This is a genomic window from Luteimonas viscosa, assembly GCF_008244685.1.
GTDB classification, from domain to species: domain Bacteria; phylum Pseudomonadota; class Gammaproteobacteria; order Xanthomonadales; family Xanthomonadaceae; genus Luteimonas; species Luteimonas viscosa.
The window spans coordinates 3020452-3037729 of sequence record NZ_VTFT01000001.1 but is presented as its reverse complement, the minus strand read 5'-3'; the positions used below and the strand labels follow the sequence as shown (position 1 = coordinate 3037729).

General features: G+C 70.7%; 13 protein-coding genes. 2 read left to right on the top strand and 11 right to left on the bottom strand.

Annotated elements, in window-relative coordinates; genetic code table 11:
- Window positions 1–16: 16 nt before the first annotated feature.
- The 7 genes from FZO89_RS13465 to ssb all read right to left on the bottom strand — a co-directional run bounded on the left by FZO89_RS13465 (window position 17) and on the right by ssb (window position 7620).
- Complete coding sequence (locus FZO89_RS13465; protein WP_149103741.1) at window positions 17–1279, bottom strand: DUF819 family protein; 1263 nt, start codon at window positions 1277–1279, stop codon at window positions 17–19.
- Between the two features lie 72 nt (window positions 1280–1351).
- Window positions 1352–3415: a S9 family peptidase gene (locus FZO89_RS13460; RefSeq protein ID WP_149104176.1), complete on the bottom strand. Its 2064-nt coding sequence runs from the start codon at window positions 3413–3415 to the stop codon at window positions 1352–1354.
- A 299-nt stretch (window positions 3416–3714) separates the two neighbouring features.
- Complete coding sequence (gene rfbD, locus FZO89_RS13455) at window positions 3715–4620, bottom strand: dTDP-4-dehydrorhamnose reductase (RefSeq protein ID WP_149103740.1); 906 nt, start codon at window positions 4618–4620, stop codon at window positions 3715–3717.
- The gene (rfbC, locus tag FZO89_RS13450; RefSeq protein ID WP_149103739.1) at window positions 4617–5174 is read right to left on the bottom strand and encodes a dTDP-4-dehydrorhamnose 3,5-epimerase; all 558 of its coding nucleotides are present in this window, start codon (window positions 5172–5174) and stop codon (window positions 4617–4619) included. The genes rfbD and rfbC overlap by 4 nt, the downstream gene beginning before the upstream one ends.
- On the bottom strand, window positions 5171–6058 hold the full coding sequence (gene rfbA, locus FZO89_RS13445) for a glucose-1-phosphate thymidylyltransferase RfbA (RefSeq protein WP_149103738.1): 888 nt from the start codon (window positions 6056–6058) through the stop codon (window positions 5171–5173). The genes rfbC and rfbA overlap by 4 nt, the downstream gene beginning before the upstream one ends.
- Window positions 6055–7110: a dTDP-glucose 4,6-dehydratase gene (rfbB, locus tag FZO89_RS13440; protein WP_149103737.1), complete on the bottom strand. Its 1056-nt coding sequence runs from the start codon at window positions 7108–7110 to the stop codon at window positions 6055–6057. Before rfbB ends, rfbA begins: the two co-directional genes overlap by 4 nt.
- 39 nt (window positions 7111–7149) lie before the next feature.
- Entirely contained in the window at window positions 7150–7620 is a 471-nt protein-coding gene (ssb, locus tag FZO89_RS13435; RefSeq protein WP_149103736.1) for a single-stranded DNA-binding protein, read from the bottom strand.
- Window positions 7621–7784: 164 nt separating this feature from the next.
- On the opposite strand from ssb, the gene FZO89_RS13430 reads away from it, so the two are divergent.
- On the top strand, window positions 7785–8780 hold the full coding sequence (locus FZO89_RS13430; RefSeq protein WP_149103735.1) for a polyprenyl synthetase family protein: 996 nt from the start codon (window positions 7785–7787) through the stop codon (window positions 8778–8780).
- Window positions 8781–8864: 84 nt separating this feature from the next.
- Here the strand turns inward: FZO89_RS13430 and murD are convergent, their stop codons facing one another.
- The 3 genes from murD to FZO89_RS13415 are packed head-to-tail and all read right to left on the bottom strand — an operon-like array spanning window position 8865 to window position 14366.
- Window positions 8865–10298 carry a UDP-N-acetylmuramoyl-L-alanine--D-glutamate ligase gene (gene murD, locus FZO89_RS13425; RefSeq protein WP_262378659.1) on the bottom strand — a complete coding sequence of 478 codons (1434 nt, stop codon included), beginning with the start codon at window positions 10296–10298 and terminating at the stop codon, window positions 8865–8867.
- Window positions 10279–11775, bottom strand: coding sequence for a MurL-like N-terminal domain-containing (locus FZO89_RS19075; RefSeq protein ID WP_262378657.1), 1497 nt, complete (start codon window positions 11773–11775; stop codon window positions 10279–10281). Before FZO89_RS19075 ends, murD begins: the two co-directional genes overlap by 20 nt.
- A complete protein-coding gene (locus FZO89_RS13415; protein ID WP_149103733.1) occupies window positions 11772–14366 on the bottom strand; it encodes a bifunctional aspartate kinase/diaminopimelate decarboxylase in 2595 nt (864 codons plus the stop codon). Before FZO89_RS13415 ends, FZO89_RS19075 begins: the two co-directional genes overlap by 4 nt.
- A gap of 107 nt (window positions 14367–14473) precedes the next feature.
- On the opposite strand from FZO89_RS13415, the gene FZO89_RS13410 reads away from it, so the two are divergent.
- On the top strand, window positions 14474–15364 hold the full coding sequence (locus FZO89_RS13410) for a PhzF family phenazine biosynthesis protein (RefSeq protein ID WP_149103732.1): 891 nt from the start codon (window positions 14474–14476) through the stop codon (window positions 15362–15364).
- A gap of 159 nt (window positions 15365–15523) precedes the next feature.
- Here the strand turns inward: FZO89_RS13410 and FZO89_RS13405 are convergent, their stop codons facing one another.
- Complete coding sequence (locus FZO89_RS13405) at window positions 15524–17203, bottom strand: amidohydrolase (protein WP_149103731.1); 1680 nt, start codon at window positions 17201–17203, stop codon at window positions 15524–15526.
- Window positions 17204–17278 lie beyond the last annotated feature (75 nt).

Genomic DNA, 17278 nt, shown 5'->3' with positions numbered 1-17278 from the left:
CCTGCCCGGAGGCGCTTCAGGCGCCCGCCATCACCCGCAGCAGTTGCCCGGTGATGTAGGCGCAATAGGTGCCCAGCGCATAACCCAGCACCGCGAGCAGCACACCCACCGGCGCCAGCGCCGGATGGAACGCGCTGGCGACCACCGGCGCCGAAGCCGCTCCGCCGATGTTGGCCTGCGACCCGACCGCCAGGAAGAACAGCGGCGCGCGGATCAGTTTGGCCACCATCAGCAGCAGGGCCGCATGCACCGCGATCCAGATCAGGCCGAGCAGGAACAGCCAGGGCCGGTCGAGCAGCGCGCCGATGTCCATGTGCATGCCGATGGTCGCCACCAGCACGTAGAGCATCGCGGACCCGACCTTCGAAGCCCCGGCGCCCTCCATCTCGCGGGCGCGGGTGAAGCTCAGCACCAGGCCAACCGTGGTGGCGATCACCACCATCCAGAAGAAGCCGGACGTCAGGCTGTAGTCCTCGAGGTTCCACGACGCGGGCAGGCTCTGCATCCAGGCCACCAGCGGCTCGGCGAGCAGGTGCGACAAGCCGGTCGCGCCGAGGCCGATGGCGAGGATCACCATCAGGTCGGTCAGGCTCGGGATGCGCGAGTGCTGCGCCTGGTAGGCCTCGATGCGCTGCTTCATGTCCTCGATCGCGGAGGTGTCGGCGCGGGTCCAGCGGTCGAACGCGTCCGCGCGCGCGGCCATCAGCAGCAGGATCGCCATCCACACGTTGGCTACCAGCACGTCGACGGCGATGAACTGGCCGAACAGCGTCGCCTCGACCTCGAACACCTCCTTCATCGCGGCCTGGTTGGCGCCGCCGCCGATCCAGCTGCCGGCCACGGTGGTCATGCCGCGCCAGGTGTCGCCGGCCACCGTCTCGGGATGGATCCAGCCCATCGCCACGAACGACACCAGCGCGCCGAGCATCACCCCGAACGTACCGGTGAGGAACATCACCACCGCCTTCGGCCCCAGCCGCAGGATCGCACCCAGGTCGATCGCCAGGCACAGCAGCACCAGCGCGCTGGGCAGCAGGTAGTCGCGCGCCATCGGATACAGCCCCGAGGCGTTGCCGTCGATCAGGCCGATGCTGTTGTAGACCGCGGGCAGCAGGTAGCACAGCAGCAGCGCGGGCACGTAGGTGTAGAAGCGCTTCCAGGCGCCGCTCGGCCGCGACGAGGTCCAGAACACCAGCCCCAGCGTGATGGCCAGCAGGCCCATCACCACCGCATCGTTGGTGATCAGGGCAGTCGAGGGTACGGCGCTGTCGATCGCCATGGATGTCTCCGTTGGAAGTGTGCCGAACCGCGGATCAAGCGGCGCCGAAGAGAAGCAGCGCGCCGCGCAGGGTTACTCGCCCAGATGCCGCTTCAGCCAGGCATTGACGGTGTCGTGCCAGAGCACGCTGTTGTGCGGCTTGAGCACCCAGTGGTTCTCGTCGGGGAAGTACAGCAGCTGCGACTCGATGCCCTTGCGCTGCAGCGCGGTGAACGTCGACAGCCCCTGGTCCACCGGCACGCGGTAGTCCTTCTCGCCCTGCACGACCAGCATCGGCACCCGCCACTCCGACACGTGGTTCACCGGGTTCCAGCGCTCGTAGTTGCGCGGCTGTTCGTAAGGCGTGCCGCCGTTCTCCCATTCGGTGAACCACAGCTCCTCGGTGACGTAGCCCATCGAGCGGGTGTCGAACACGCCGTCGTGGTTGACCAGGCACTTCCACGGTTCGTTCCAGTTGCCCGCGATCCAGTTGACCATGTAGCCGCCGTAGCTGGCGCCGAGCGCGCAGGCGCGGTCGTCGTCGAGGAAGTCGTACCGCTCCAGCGCCGCGGCCCAGCCCTGCTGCAGGTCGACCAGCGGCTTGCCGCCCCAGTCGCCGCTGATGGAGTCGGTGAAGGCCTGGCCGTAGCCGGTCGAGCCGTGGAAGTCGATCATCACCACCGCGTAGCCCTGGCCGGCATAGGTCTGCGGGTTCCAGCGGTAGCTCCAGCCGTTGCCGAAGCTGCCCTGCGGGCCTCCGTGGATCAGGAACGCGACCGGGTAGGTCCGGCCTTCGACGTAGTTCCACGGCTTGACGACGTAGCCGTGCACGCGATCGCCGCCGGCGCCGCGGAAGTCGAACTGTTCGAAGGCGCCGAAGTCGACGTCGGGCAGGCGTTCGGCCGCGGTCGGGGTGATGGCGCGCAGGCCCTGGCCGTCGGGCGAGGCCGCGTAGAGCACATCGCCGGTATCGAGCGCGTTGCGCGTCAGCACCAGCGACTGCCCCGCCACTTCGTAGGACGAGACGCTGCCGTCGCCGACCAGTTCGGTCACTTCGCCGCTGGCGATGTCGATCCGGAACAGCGGGTATTCCCCCACGCTCTGCGCCGCCGCATACAGCGCGCGACCGTCGGCGGAGGGTTTGACGCTGCTCGGCGAACGATCCCAGTCCGGCGCGATCTCGCGGGTCCGCCCGGTGGCCACGTCCATCGCCATGATCGCGTAGCGGTCGGCCTCGAAGCCGGGCCGCTTCATCGCCCGGTAGTACAGCGTGTTGCCGTCGGCGCTGAACACCGGGCCGGCGTCCCAGGCCTTGTTGGCCTCCGTGAGGTTCACCGGCGCGCCGTCGGCGACCGGCAGGCGGTACAGGTCGAAGTTGGTCGACCAGGGTTCCTCGCGCCCGGCCACGCGGATGCTGGCGACGACGCTGCCTCCATCGGGTGCCCAGGTGTAGTCGCCGGCATCGCCGAACGGCTTCGACGGCACGTCGCCGTCCAGCGCGTGGCTGATGCCGCGCGCAGCCGACACCGGCTTCGCCGCGGCATCCGCCGGCAGGTCGGCCACGAACAGCCGGCTGCGGCGACCGTCCTTCCAGGTATCCCAGTGGCGCACGAACAACTGCTCGTAGACGACGCCGCTGGCCTTCGCCTCCTTGCGTTCGTCGAGGCGCTTCTGCGTGCATGCGAAGTCGTCCGCGCAGTCTGCGAAGGTCTCGGCGCTGAACGCGATGCGGCGACCATCGGGCGAGAGCCGGTAGCTGCCGACGTCGAGCGCGAACCCGGTCAGCTGGCTGGGCTCGCCTCCCTGTGCCGGCATCGCGTAGAGCTGCTGCGTGCCGTGCTTTGCGCTGAGGAAGTACAGGGTCGATCCGTCCGGCGAGAATGCGGGCGCGCTCACGCTCCAGCCCTCGGGCGTGAGCCTGCGCGGTGGCGCCATGTCGCGGGTCACCAGGCTGCGCACGTACACGGCGGTGGTGGCCTTGAGGTCGGCATCCACGCTGCGCTGGACGAATGCCACGGCGCGGCCGTCCGGCGACAGGGCCGGGGACGAGACGCGGTCGAGCCGGACCAGGTCGCGCACGTCGAAACCGCGCGCATCGGCCAGCGCCGGCAGCGCGGCCAGCAGGCACATCGGCAGCAGGGCGTGTCGCAGCATTATCGGGCTCCTCCGGACGGGAAAGGCCCGATGGTAGGCGTCGGGGGGAAACCGCGCAAAGGCCATGCGGCAGGTGCGGATGCGGCCGGGCACTCGCGAGCGGGCAGCCGGCCCCGTGCTCCGCTCAAGCCCCGGCGGCAGCCCCGGAATCCGGGACGCCGGGATCCGGGTGGCAACTTTGACTCGCCATGCCGGGCTGCGATGGCGGGTACGACAGCTCGATCATCTCCGCGGCCAGAGCCACACCGCTGACCGCGAGGCCCATTCCGGCGGCCATCCCGCTTCCCGAAAAGCGCCGCCAGCTACTCCGACGCCGCGCCTTCGCCGACCAGCGCCCGCTTCAGCGCGTCCTGCCATGCGGGGATCCCGATCCCGAAGGATGTCGAGAGCAGGGTGGTATCGAGGCACGAATACGCCGGGCGTTTCGCCGGCGTGGGATATTCGCTCGTGGCAATGGGAACGACGCGCGGCTTGCGCTCGAGCAGGCCGCGTGCGTGTGCCTCGTCGACGATGGCTTTGGCGAATCCGTACCAGGAAGTCGCGCCGTTCGCGGTCAGGTGCCAGGTGCCCGGGCCCGTGGCCCCACGGGCCAGGATCGTGGCGGTGACATCGGCGATGAGCGTCGCGGGCGTCGGCGTGCCGGCCTGGTCGGACACCACGCGCAACTCGTCGCGTTCCCTGGCCAGGCGCAGCATGGTCAGCATGAAATTGCGGCCATGCATGCCGTAGACCCACGCGGTGCGGAAGATCATGTGGCGCGCGCGGCTTGCGCGGATCGCGTCCTCGCCGGCGAGCTTGCTGGCGCCGTAAACACCGAGCGGCGCGGTGGGATCGTCCTCCCGATAGGGGCGTGCGCCGCTGCCGTCGAACACGTAATCGGTCGAGTAATGCACCAGCAGCGCATCGCGCGCGGAACAGGCCCGCGCGAGTTCGGCAGGCGCCTCGGCGTTGGCACGGAACGCCGCGTCGCGATCGGACTCGGCCTTGTCCACCGCAGTGTATGCAGCGGCATTGACGACGACATCCGGCGCGATGCGCTGCACCAATCGCGGCAGCGAGGCCGGCTCGTCGAAATCGGCGGCCTCGCAGCCGTTCGTGCCCTGGAGGGCACCGCTACGGGTGGTGCAGACCACATCACCGAGCGGCGCGAGCGCGCGGCGCAGCTCATGGCCGACCTGCCCGTTCGCCCCCAGCAGCAGGACCTTCATGGCGAGAAGATCGGCAGCCGCTCCGGCGACACGTCGGCAAGGAACGGGGCCTTCGCGTCCTTGCCCGACAATGCGGGCCCAGCGACCGGCCAGTCGATCGCGAGGTCGCCATCGTTCCAGCGGATGTTCGCGTCCGCGGCCGGATCGTAGGTCGCGGTACACAGGTAGGTGAACAGCGCGCGTTCGCTCAGCACGACGAAGCCGTGCGCGAAGCCTTCCGGGATCCAGAAATGCCGCCTGTTCTCCGCGCTCAGCACCACCGCGGTCCACCTGCCGAAATGCGGCGAACCGCGGCGGATGTCGACCGCGACGTCCCAGACCTCGCCTTCGAGCACGGACACGTACTTGCCCTGCGGGTTCGGCCACTGGTAGTGCAGGCCGCGCAGCACGCCGTGCGCCGACGAGGACACGTTGCCTTGCACGAATGTCGGGGACAGTCCCCGGGCGGCGAGCCTGTCGCGATTGAACGCCTCGAACACGAAACCCCGCGCGTCGGCGAACACTTCCGGCTCGACTACCACGCAACCCGGCAGGTTGGTTTCGACCAGCTTCACTGCACGTGTCCGCGCTCTGCGAGCCCCAGCAGGTAACGCCCATAGCCGCTGCGGTCGAGTGGTGCGGCCAGCGCGCGCAGACGGGCGTCATCGATCCAGCCCTTGCGCCAGGCGATCTCCTCCGGGCAGCACACCCGCAGGCCCTGCCGCGCCTCGATCGTCGCGATGTAGTTCGACGCCTCCATCAGCGACTGATGCGTGCCGGTGTCGAGCCAGGCATAGCCACGGCCGAGCTGCTCGAGGTGCAGTTCGCCACGTTCGAGATAGCAGCGATTGAGGTCAGTGATCTCCAGCTCGCCACGTGCCGAAGGGCCAAGGGCGGCAGCGAATTCGCTTGCGCGCCCATCGAAGAAATACAGCCCCGTGACTGCATGGTTCGAGCGCGGCGCCACGGGCTTCTCCTCCAGGCCGACCACTCTTCCTGCAGCATCGAACTCTGCAACACCGTAACGTTCGGGGTTTGCGACCCGGTAGCCGAACACCGTTGCGCCAGAGGGCCGGGCGTCCGCGCGCCCGAGCATCGTGGTCAGGCCGGGTCCGTGGAAAATGTTGTCGCCCAGCACCAGGCAGCTGGGCGCGCCGGCGAGGAAGTCGCGGCCGATCAGCAGCGCCTGGGCCAGCCCGTCGGGACTCGGCTGCACGGCGTATTCGATCTTCATGCCCCATTGCGAGCCGTCGCCGAGCAGGCTGCGGAACAGCGGCTGCTCGTGCGGAGTATTGATCACCAGCACCTCGCGGATCCCCGCCAGCATCAGCACGCTCAGCGGGTAGTAGATCATCGGCTTGTCGTAGACCGGCAGCAGCTGCTTGCTGATCGCCTGCGTGATCGGATAGAGCCGGGTGCCGGAGCCGCCGGCCAGCACGATGCCCTTGCGGCCGCTCATGCCGCCACTCCGATGCGCTCCAGGCGATAGCTGCCGTCGAGCACGCGCCCGACCCAGTCCTGGTGCGCCAGGTACCAGTCGACGGTCTCGGCCAGGCCGCGTTCGAAGCTGTACTCCGGCGTCCAGCCCAGTTCGGCGCGCAACTTGCCCGCATCGATCGCGTAGCGCCGGTCGTGGCCCGGACGATCAGCGACGAAGCGGATGAGTGTTGAGTGCGGCTGGCCATCCGCGCGCGGGCGCCGGGCATCGAGCAGGCCGCAGATCGCCTCCACTACGTCTAGGTTGCGTCGCTCGGCATCGCCGCCGACGTTGTAGGTCTCGCCGACGCGACCGTTGGCCAGCACCGCGCGGATCGCGGCGCAATGGTCGGCCACGAACAGCCAGTCGCGCACCTGCAGGCCGTCGCCGTACACCGGGAGCAGCTCGCCGGCGAGCGCCTTCGCGATCACCAGCGGGATCAGCTTTTCGGGGAACTGCCAAGGCCCGTAGTTGTTGCTGCAGTTCGTCGTCAGCACGGGCACCCCGTAGGTGTGGTGGAAGGCGCGCACGAGGTGGTCGGACGCGGCCTTGGACGCCGCGTAGGGGGAGTTGGGCGCGTATGGCGAGGCTTCAGTGAAGCGGCCGGTCTCTCCGAGCGCGCCGTAGACCTCGTCGGTGGACACGTGCAGAAACCGGAACACATCGGCCTCATTGCCATGCAGGGAGGCCCAGTGGTCGCGCATGGATTCCAGCAACGCCAGGGTCCCGACCACGTTGGTCTGCACGAATGCCGCCGGGCCGTCGATCGAGCGGTCGACATGGCTCTCGGCGGCGAAGTTGAATACCGCGTCGGGGCGATGCTCGGCCAACAGGCGCGACACCAGCGCACGGTCGCCGATGTCGCCATTCACGAACACGTGACGGGGATTGTTGCGCAATGACGCAAGCGTGTCGAGGTTGCCAGCGTAGGTCAGCGCGTCGAGATTGACGACGCGCACGCCACGCGCAACGGCATCGAGCACGAAGTTGCCGCCGATGAAGCCGGCGCCGCCGGTCACCAGCCAGGTCGGCACGGCCCCTCCGCGGCTGCGCTGGTCATGGGGCGCCCCGGCTCAGAACGGGATGTCGTCATCCGAGAAGTCGTCGACCGGCGCCTGCTGCCGGCTCGGTGCCGCCTGCGAGCGCGGCGCGGACTCCGAACGCTGCGGACGCGGGCTGCGCTCCTGGGAACCGCCGCCACCGCCCTCGCCGCGGCCGCCGAGCATCTGCATCTCGTCGGCGATGATGTCGGTGTAGTAGCGCTTCTGGCCGTCGTCGCCGGTGTGCTCGCTGTAGCTGATCCGCCCTTCGACGTAGACCTGCGAGCCCTTGCGCAGGTACTCGGCCGCGATCTCGCCGAGCTTGCCGAAGAAGGTCACCCGGTGCCACTCGGTCTTTTCCTGGTTGTTGCCGTCCCGGTCCTTGCGCACCGAGGTGGTGGCGAGGCTGACCTTGGTGACGGCCATGCCGCCCTGGGTGTATCTGGTTTCGGGATCGTTGCCGAGATTGCCGACAAGGATCGCCTTGTTGATGCCACGGGCCATTGCATTCCTCGGGTGTCGCCGGCAGAGCCCGGCGAGGGACATTGGATTATAGCGTCCCGTCCCCCGGCCGTCGGCGCGTTCCGCGGGCCGGTGTCGGATTTCACCGCACGCGGGCCGGCGCGCAGGCTCCGTATAATCGGCCGTTCATCTTCGACGGACCCCCCATGGCCGCCCCCTCTCCAGCACCGGCCCCCGGCCTCCCCGCGATCCAGGCGCTGGCCGCCGCGGACATGGACGCGATCGACGCGCTGATCCGCCGCCGGCTGGCCTCGGACGTGGTCCTGGTCAACCAGATCGCCGAGCACATCGTCTCCGCCGGCGGCAAGCGCCTGCGGCCGATGCTGGTGGCGCTGGCCGGCCGCGCCACCGGCCCGGTCACGCCGCAGCACCACCAGCTCGCCGCGATCATCGAGTTCATCCACACCTCGACCCTGCTGCACGACGACGTGGTCGACGAATCCGACCTGCGCCGCGGCCGCAGCACCGCGAACGCCCTGTGGGGCAATGCGCCGAGCGTGCTGGTCGGCGACTTCCTGTACTCGCGCAGCTTCCAGCTGATGGTCGAGCTCGACCGCATGGAGGTGATGCGGATCCTCGCCGACACCACCAACCGCATCGCCGAGGGCGAGGTGCTGCAACTACTGCACGTGCGCAATCCCGACACGGACGAGGCCACCTACCTCGACGTGATCGAGCGCAAGACCGCCGTGCTGTTCGCCGCCGGCACCCGGCTCGGAGCGCTGGCGTCCGGCGCCGACGAGGCCTCGCAACTGGCCCTGCACGAGTACGGCCTGCAACTGGGCCATGCCTTCCAGATCGCCGACGACGTGCTCGACTACAGCGCCGACGCCGACGCGCTCGGCAAGAACCTCGGCGACGACCTGGCCGAAGGCAAGGCCACCCTGCCGCTGATCCACGCGATGGCGCACGCCGACCAGGCCACGCGCGCGCGGTTGCGCGACATCGTCGAACGCGGCGACATCGATGCGATGCCGGATGTGCTGGCCGCGATCGAGCGCGCCGGCAGCCTCGATTACAGCCGCGCCCGCGCCCGCGACTACGCCGCGGCGGCCGAAGCCGCGCTCGCGACGTTGCCGGACAACGAGGCGGTCGCCGCTTTGCGCGGCCTCGCGCGTCATGCGGTCGAGCGCGGGCACTGAGCGTCCCGCGGTCAATTCCCGGCGCCGCGGGAACCGGGCTGTTCACGCGACGCTGCAATCGCCTGCCCCACCCTGCCGCGCGCCTCAGGCGATACCGATCCCCGGGATGGCGGCGATCGCCTCTGGATCGAAACCTGCCAGCGCGGCGAAGTGGCGCCCCCGTGCGTTGTAGTCGCGGTAGGCGCCGAAACTCGGGGCGCCCGGCGAGAGCAGTACCACGCCCTCCCCGCCCAGCAGGTCCTGCGCCCGGGCGACGGCCTCGCCGAGGTCGACGGCCTGGCCCAGGCCGAAGCCGGCACGGCCCGCGACACCGCTCAGGAGGGCATGGATGCGCGGCCCGTTCTGGCCCATGGTGACGATGGCGGCAGGTGGCCTGGCGCCGATGGCCTCGACGAAGGGTTGCCAGTCGAGTCCGCGGTCGTGGCCGCCGACGAGGATCGCCACGCGCCGATCACCGAAGACGTCCAGCGCCGCCAGGCTGGCGTGCGGCGTGGTGCTGATCGAGTCGTTGACGTAGGCGACGCCATCGCGGGTGCCGAGGGTCTGCAGCCTGTGCGGCAACGGCTGGAACGTGAGCGCGTGCGGCGCCAGCGCCTTCGCATCCAGGCCCAGCGCCTCGATCGCGGCCAGCACGGCGCAGAGGTTGCCGCGATTGTGCCGCCCTGGTACGGGCAACCCACGCGTGTCGAGCACCGCCTCGTCTCCCCGCCAGAGCGCTTCGCCGCGCAGATGCCATCCGTCGGCACGACCGAACCAGCGCACGTCGCTGTCCGGCAACGCAAGCGCGGAGAGCGTCGCATCATTGGCATCGAGCACCGCGACGCGCGGATGCGCTTCGGTGAGCAGCGCCAGCTTGTCGACGACGTAGCGCGCCTCGCTGCCGTGCCAGTCCAGGTGTTCGGGAAACACGTTGGTGACGACGGCGACATCCGGACGCACGCCGCTCGCGGCGACGTCGCGGGTCTGGTAGCTGGACAGCTCGATCACCCAGAACGTCGCCTCGCCATCGAGCAGCTCCAGCAGCGGCTGGCCGATGTTGCCGGTGAGCGCGGTGCGATGGCCGGCTGCGCGCAGGATGTGCGCCAGCAACGCCGATGTGGTGCTCTTGCCCTTGGTGCCGGTGACGCAGATCGTGCGCGCATCGGGACGCTGCGCGAACCACAGCGCGGTGCCGCCGATGAAGCGCGTACCTTGCGCGGCCGCCGCGACCGCTTCCGGGCGGTAAGGACTGATGCCGGGCGACTTCACCACCACGTCGAATGCCGACAGCCGCTCGGCGCTTGCTTCGGTTTCGACCAGCAACGCCCCGTCACCCAGCGCACGCGCCTCCTCCGCCTCGGCGGCCGTGCAGAACAACGTGAGCCGCGCAGGAAACCGCTCGCCCGATTCTCCAATCCCGATTCCCGATTCCCGTGCGCCGCGCAGCGCCGCATAGGCCGCGCGTCCCTCGCGACCCCAGCCCCAGAGCGCGACGCGCAGTCCCGCGAGCTGCGCGATGCTAGGCGGCGAAGCGGACACGCAGGCGTTCCCACAGCGGCGCGGGGATGCCGTGCCCGTCGTCGAGCACCAGGAGTGCCGCGATGTCGACCTCGTCCGCACCCAGCTGCGGCGCGATCTCGCGGGCGAAGCGCGCGACGATCGCGTCCTCGCGCCACTCCGGCCGCGCCGCCAGCGCCGCCATCGCCGCGCGCGACTCCCTGCCTTCGCCCACGCATTCGAACGGCTTGTGGTCGCGGTACTCGAGCAGGGCATCGTAGCCGCCGACCTGCGCAGGATCGTCCAGCAGGTTGCGCCCGAAGATCCCCACCAGCCGCGGCTTGGGCATGAACGGCGCCAGCGCGAGGAACACGAAGTGGCACTTCGGGCACACCCCGCACCAGCGGTTGACCGGCCGCTCGCCGAGCAGGTGGAAATTGCGGTTGCAGCTGGAGAAATGCGCGTCGTACTGGTCGGTCTTGGCGAACTGGCGCGCCACCGCGAGTTCGCTCAGCGGCCGCAGCAGCGAGTAGTACGACAGGTCGGTCGCTACATGGCTGCGCAGGTGCGCGGCGAACGCGCGCTCGAACGCCCAGCCCTTGGACCACTGGTGGTTCACCTCGCCGGTGCCCTCGATGAGGCTGCCATAGCTGGCCGAGCGCTCGTTCGAGAACACGACCTGGTCGAAGTCGAGGACCACCGCGGTGAAGGCCAGGATCGCCGAGTTCACCGCGGTCACCGGGATGTGGCCGTTCCACGCGCCCTGGCGGTTGTACTCGAACAGTTCCGGCGCCAGCTGGCGGCCGATGTTGAGGGTCGGCAGGCCGGTGCGTTCGGCGCAGGCGCGGATCAGCTGCGAACCGCCGATCCAGGTCACCGTCTGCTCTACACCGAGCGCGCGCAGCGCCTCGATGCTGACCAGCGAATCCTTGCCGCCGCCGATCGCCACGAGCGCTCGCTCGCGCAAGGCCATGCCTGCTGCTCCCCCGCCCGCAGCGAAAGGTGCCCGAAGTGCCGTGTCCCCCGCCCTTCCCCCGCTCGCGGGGGAAGGTGCCCGAAGGGCGGATGGGGGCGGGTCCGGAGCGACGGAGCCGCCCCCACCCCGACCCTCCCCCGCAAGCGGGAGAGGGGGCAGAACGGCAGGAAACCTGATCCTGCCGCGCAGGTCCAGTCCATTGCGATACGCGAACTCGCCCAGGCCGTGCACGTACACGTCCTCCAGCAGCATCGCAGTCGCCGCGTCGATGCCCCCGCCTTCGATGTGGATCTCCGGCGGCACCGCCGCCTTGTAGTAGCTGATGCCGGCAATCAGGTGCAGCAACTGCAGCGCGCGCTCCGCCGCGCTCGCGCGTTCACCTTCCAGCACGAACGGCGCACCCGGCAGGGTCACCGTCTCGACCAGTTCCGGGCCATCGTCGAAGGCGTACACCAGCTGCGCCACCCCGCTGTGGGCATCGAAGCCGCAGCGGACGAAGCGGAACGCGCGCACCGCGTCGCGATCGAAGGCCGCCGGCTTCATTCCAGCACCTCTTCGCGCGGCAGCTCGCGCAGGTTGTAGGTATTGGCCATGGCGAACCCGTAGGCGCCGGCGTCGGCCAGCAGCACCACGTCCCCTTCCGCGGTGGCCGCGGGCAGGCGGCGGCCGGTGCCGAACACGTCGCTGGATTCGCAGATCGGCCCGACCACGTCGCAGGCCATGTCGGCCGGCGCGTCGTGGCGCGACAGGTTGTGGATGCCATGCCAGGCGTCGTAGAGCGCCGGGCGCATCAGCGCGTTCATGCCGGCATCGAGACCGACGCGGCGCACGCCCAGCTTCTCCACCACCTGGGTGACGCGCGCCAGCAACACGCCGGCCTCGGCCACCAGATAGCGGCCCGGCTCGATCGCCAACCGGTAACGCGGCCAGGCAGCCTTGATCTCCGCCAGTCCCTCGGCCCAGGCGACGACGTCGAACGGCGCATCCTCGGGCTTGTAGGGAATGGTCAGGCCGCCGCCGATGTCGATGGTGTCGACCGTGCCGATGCCGTCGGCGATCGCCGCCAGTTCTGCGTACACCTCGCGCCAGTGCCTGGGCTGGCCGATGCCGCTGCCCAGGTGCGCGTGGATGCCGGTGATGCGCGCGTCGAGCGCACGCGCGGCGTCGGCGAAGGCGTCGACCGATGCCAGCGCCAGCCCGAACTTCGAGGCCGCGCCGCCGGTGACGACCTTGGCATGGTGGCCGTCGCCACGGCCGAGGTCGACGCGCAGCCACAGGTCGCGGCCGCGGAAGATGTCCGGCCACCGCGACAGCGCCTCGAGGTTGTCGAGCGTCACCGTGACGCCATGCGCGAACGCGGCTTCGTACTCGGCGCGCGGGGCGAAGCTCGGGGTGAACAGCACGCGCGCCGGATCGATCCCGGGCACTGACGCGAACACGTGTTCGAGCTCACCCTGAGACACGCATTCCAGGCCGAAACCTTCTTCGGCGAGGGTGCGCAGGATGGCCGGATGCGGGTTGGCCTTGATCGCGTAGAAGCGACGGTCCACCGCCGCCACCGCAAGCAACGCACACGCGCGTTCGCGCACCGTCGGCAGGTGGTAGGCATAGGCCGGCGTGCCGACGGCGGCGAGCCCAAGCAGGCGTTCGCGTGCGCCCTGCCACCAGGCCGGCGCGCGCTGCGGCCGTCCGTGCTGGATCTCGCGCCAGCTGGGCCCGAACACGTCGCCATCGGCCACCGGCATCGCGCCGCTGCCGATCAGTTCGGCGTGCAGCTCGGGCAGCAGCCCGTCGGCGTCGGCCTCGTCGATCACGAAGGTCAGGTTGAGGTCGTTGGACGACTGCGAGATCAGGTGCACGCGCTCCTGGCCGAAGGTCGCCCACACGTCCGACAGCCTGTGCAGCAGCGAGCGCATACCACGGCCGACCAGGGTGATCGCCGCGCAGGGCGCGATCACCTTGACCCGGCAGATCTGCGCCAGGTCTTCCGACAGCCGCGCCAGCACGTCGGTGCTGACCAGGTTCTCGCTGGGATCGAGCGAGACGGTGACGTTGGTCTCCGCGGTGCCGATCAGGTCCACCGACAGGCCGTGGCGCCTGAAGCGCTCGAAGATGTCGGCCATGAACCCGACCGACTGCCACATGCCCACGGTTTCCATCGACACCAGCACGATGCCGTTGCGGCGGCTGATCGCCTTCACGCCCGGCACCGGCGAGGCGTCGCCGTCGATGCGGGTGCCGGGCAGGTCCGGGCGTTCGGTGTCGAGGATCGCCATCGGCACCCCGCTCACGCGGCACGGCCCGAGCGAACGCGGATGCAGCACCTTGGCGCCGGTGGTGGCGATTTCCTGCGCCTCGGCGTAGTCCAGACGGGTGAGCAGGCGCGCGTCCGGCACCTCGCGCGGATTGGCGGTGAACATGCCCGGCACGTCGGTCCAGATCTCCACGCAGCGCGCATGCAGCAGCCCGCCGAACAGCGCCGCCGAGGTATCGGAGCCGCCGCGCCCGAGCACCGCGGTGCCGCCGTCGCCGTGGCGCGCGATGAAGCCCTGGGTGAGCAGCAGCCGCGTAGGCTGCGCCGCAAGGCGTGCACGCCAGGCGTCGTCGGCCTCGCGCCGGCACGACACCGACAGCCGCCTGCTCCAGGCGCTCTGGTTCGGCAGTTCGATCGCATCCAGCCAGTCGCGCGCGTCGAGCCAGCCGATGTCCAGCCCCTGCGCGGCGAGATAGGCCACGCCCAGCGTGGACGAAAGCAGTTCTCCCTGCGCCAGCACTTCGGCCTGCCAATCGAGCGCCTGCGCGGCGGCGCGCGGATCGCGCGCGAGTTCGCGCAGCGCATCCAGGCGCTCGGCCAGCACCCGGTCCGGATCGAGGCCGAGTTGCACGGCGAACTCGCGATGCCGCGCCACCAGCGCATCGACGCGCGCGGCACTGTCGCCGGCACCGGCCGCGATCGCGGTCAGCTCATTGGTTACACCGGAAAGCGCAGACACCACCACCAGCACGCGCACGTCGTCCCCGGCCGCCCGTTTCGAAGCCAGCCTGCCGATGGTGTCCCAGCGATGGCGTTGCGACACCGAGGTGCCGCCGAACTTGAGCACGACCCAGGGCGTGCCGGTCGGAGAAGCGGGCATGGACGTGGATGGATTCCGGTATAACGGGCGGCCGATCCGCGCCTGCGGGCGCGACGCGCGGATTCATGACAAGCGCGGATTCTATCCAAATCGAGGCCAACCCCCACATGTCGCCACGCCGTTACCTGCTGCTGGACGTCTTCGCCGATCGCCCCGGGGCCGGCAATCCGCTCGCCGTGGTCCTGGATGCGCGCGGATTCGACGACGCGACCATGCAGGCGATCGCGCGCTGGACGCGCCTGCCGGAGACCACCTTCGTGTTCCCGGCACCCACCCCCGGGGCGAGCTACGGCCTGCGCATGTTCAGCCCGCGTCGCGAGGTGCCGTTCGCCGGGCATCCCAGCGTGGGCACGGCGCATGCGGTGCTGCAGGCGGGGCTGGCGACGCCACGCGACGGCCTGCTGGTGCAGTCGGGAATCGCCGGCGAGCTGCCGCTGCGCGTGCTCGGCGAAGGCGCGACCCGCACGATCGCGGTGCGCACGCCGCGGGCGCGGATCGTCGAGGTCGCCGATCCGGCCCACCCGCTGTTGCGGGCGGCGCTGGCCGGCATCCCGCGCGGCAACCTGCCGCAGGCGCTGGTCGACGGCGGGCGCCGCTGGTGGCTCGCGGAAGTGGCCGGCGAAGCCGCGCTGCGCGCCGCGACGCCCGACTGGGACGCGATCGAGCGGCTGGCGCTCGAGACCGACAGCATGGGCCTGTGCGTGTTCGCGCGCAGCGACGACCCGGTGCACCACCTCGCCGTGCGCGCCTGGGTCGGCGCGACCGGGCGCTTCGAGGACGCGGCCTCGGGCGCGGCCAACGCCACGCTCGCGGCATGGCTGGCCTCGCAGGGCGCCCTGCCCGGCCGCGACGGCCGCTACCGCATCAGCCAGGGTCGCGAAGTCGGCTTCGACGCGATCATCGAGCTGCACGTGGACGAGGCCGGCGACGTGTGGTCGGGTGGTCGCGTGCAGACCGTGGTCGACGGGATGATCGACTGGTTCGGGGTACGCGACTAGCGTTCGCCTGCGGCGGCTGCGCGCCACCGCCACCGACGGAAGCGGTGCGTCCGCCTGCGCCATGGGCACCCGGCGGCCGCTAGTCCGGCGCTGAAAACACCGATGCCGGAGCGCTGTTCCGGCCAGGACCGGTTCGCCGCGAGCCGCGCGGGCGCCGGATCATTCCGAAGCGGCGGCCTCGAACACGGGCTTCCCGTCCACCCAGGTCGAGCGGATCTCGAGCGCGTGCAGTTCCGCCGCGTCGATCGCCAGCGGATCCTGCGCCAGCACCACGAAATCCGCCTGCAGGCCGGGGGCCAGACGTCCGGTCAACGCTTCGTCACGATGGGCCCAGGCCGCGTCCGCGGTGAAGCCGCGCAGGGCCTCGGCCGCGCTCAGCACCTGGTCCGGCAACCAGCCGCCCTCGGGATGACCTTCGCGATCCTGGCGGGTCGCGGCGGCATGCAGGCCCAGGCGCGGATCGGGCGATTCGACCGGGAAATCCGAACCCAGCGCGAGCCGCACGCCGGCTTCCCCGAAGCGACGCCAGGCGTAGGCCCCGGCGATGCGCTCCGCGCCGACACGATCCTGCGCCCAGGGCATGTCCGAGGTCGCGTGCGTGGGCTGCATCGACGCCACCACGCCGAGTTCGGCGAAGCGCGGGATGTCCTCCAGCGCCATGATCTGCGCGTGCTCGATGCGCCACCGGGGGTCGCTGTCCGCGGCATCTCCGAGCACGCGCGAGTAGGTGTCGAGCACGATGCGGTTGCCGCGGTCGCCGATCGCATGCGTGGCCACCTGCAGGCCGCAGCCCTGTGCGCGCCGGGCCAGCTGCTCGAACCGCGCCGGCTCGACCAGCAGCAGGCCGCGGTTGCCGGGATCGTCGCTGTAGTCCTCGATCAGCGCGGCGCCGCGACTGCCGAGCGCGCCGTCGATCAGGAACTTCACCCCGCGCATCTGCACGCGGCGCCCCGGATGGGCGTAGGGCCCGTGCTCGCACAGCCAGGCGAACGCATCGGCGTCGCCGTCGGCGTAGGCGCTGATGCGCAGCGGCAGGCGGCCTTCGTCGGCGAAGCGCCGCAGCTGTTCGAAGTCGCGGCGGCTGGTGCCCATGTCGTGCACGCCGGTCAGGCCGTTGCGCACGGCGGCCTCGAGCGCGAGCGTGAGGGCGCGGTCGGCATCGGCCTGGTCCATCGCCGGCACGACCGCGTCGACCAGGCGTTCGGCCTCGTCGACGAACACGCCGGTCGGCCGCCCGCCGGCATCGCGCACGATCAGTCCGCCGTCCGGTTGTCCCGACGCCAGCAGCGCGGCGCCCTGCGGGCGGGCGGCCACCGCGCGCAGCGCCGCGGAGTTCACCCAGCCCGCGTGGCCGTCGACGCGGCGCAACCACACCGGGCGATCCGGAAACGCCGCGTCGAGGTCGGCCGCGGTCGGGAACGCCTGCTCCGGCCAGTCGTTCTGGTCCCAGCCGCCGCCCAGCAGCCACTCGCCGTCCGGCAGGTCCGCCGCGAACGCGCGCAGGCGCGCCAGGACCTCCTGCCTGCTGCGCGTGCCGACGAGATCGACGCGGGTCAGCGCGACGCCGAGCCCGACGATGTGCGCATGCGCATCGATCAGCCCGGGGATCACGGTGGCGACGCCGACATCGATCACGCGCGCGTCCGGATGCCGGGCCGCGAGCACGGCAGCCGAACCGACCGCGACGATGCGCCCACCGTCGTCCCACACGATTGACTCCACCACCGGAACGGCCGGATCCGAGGTGTGGATGCGCCCGGCCTGCAGCCTGGTTTCACCGGCCACGGCGGGCAGGCAGGCGGCGGCGCACAACAACGGCAAGAGCATCTGGCGCAGCATCGGCGCACTCCGGTGGTCGATGGGGCGATGCTACAACGGGAACGCCGCCGACCTGCGCCCTCCGTGGAGCGCAGG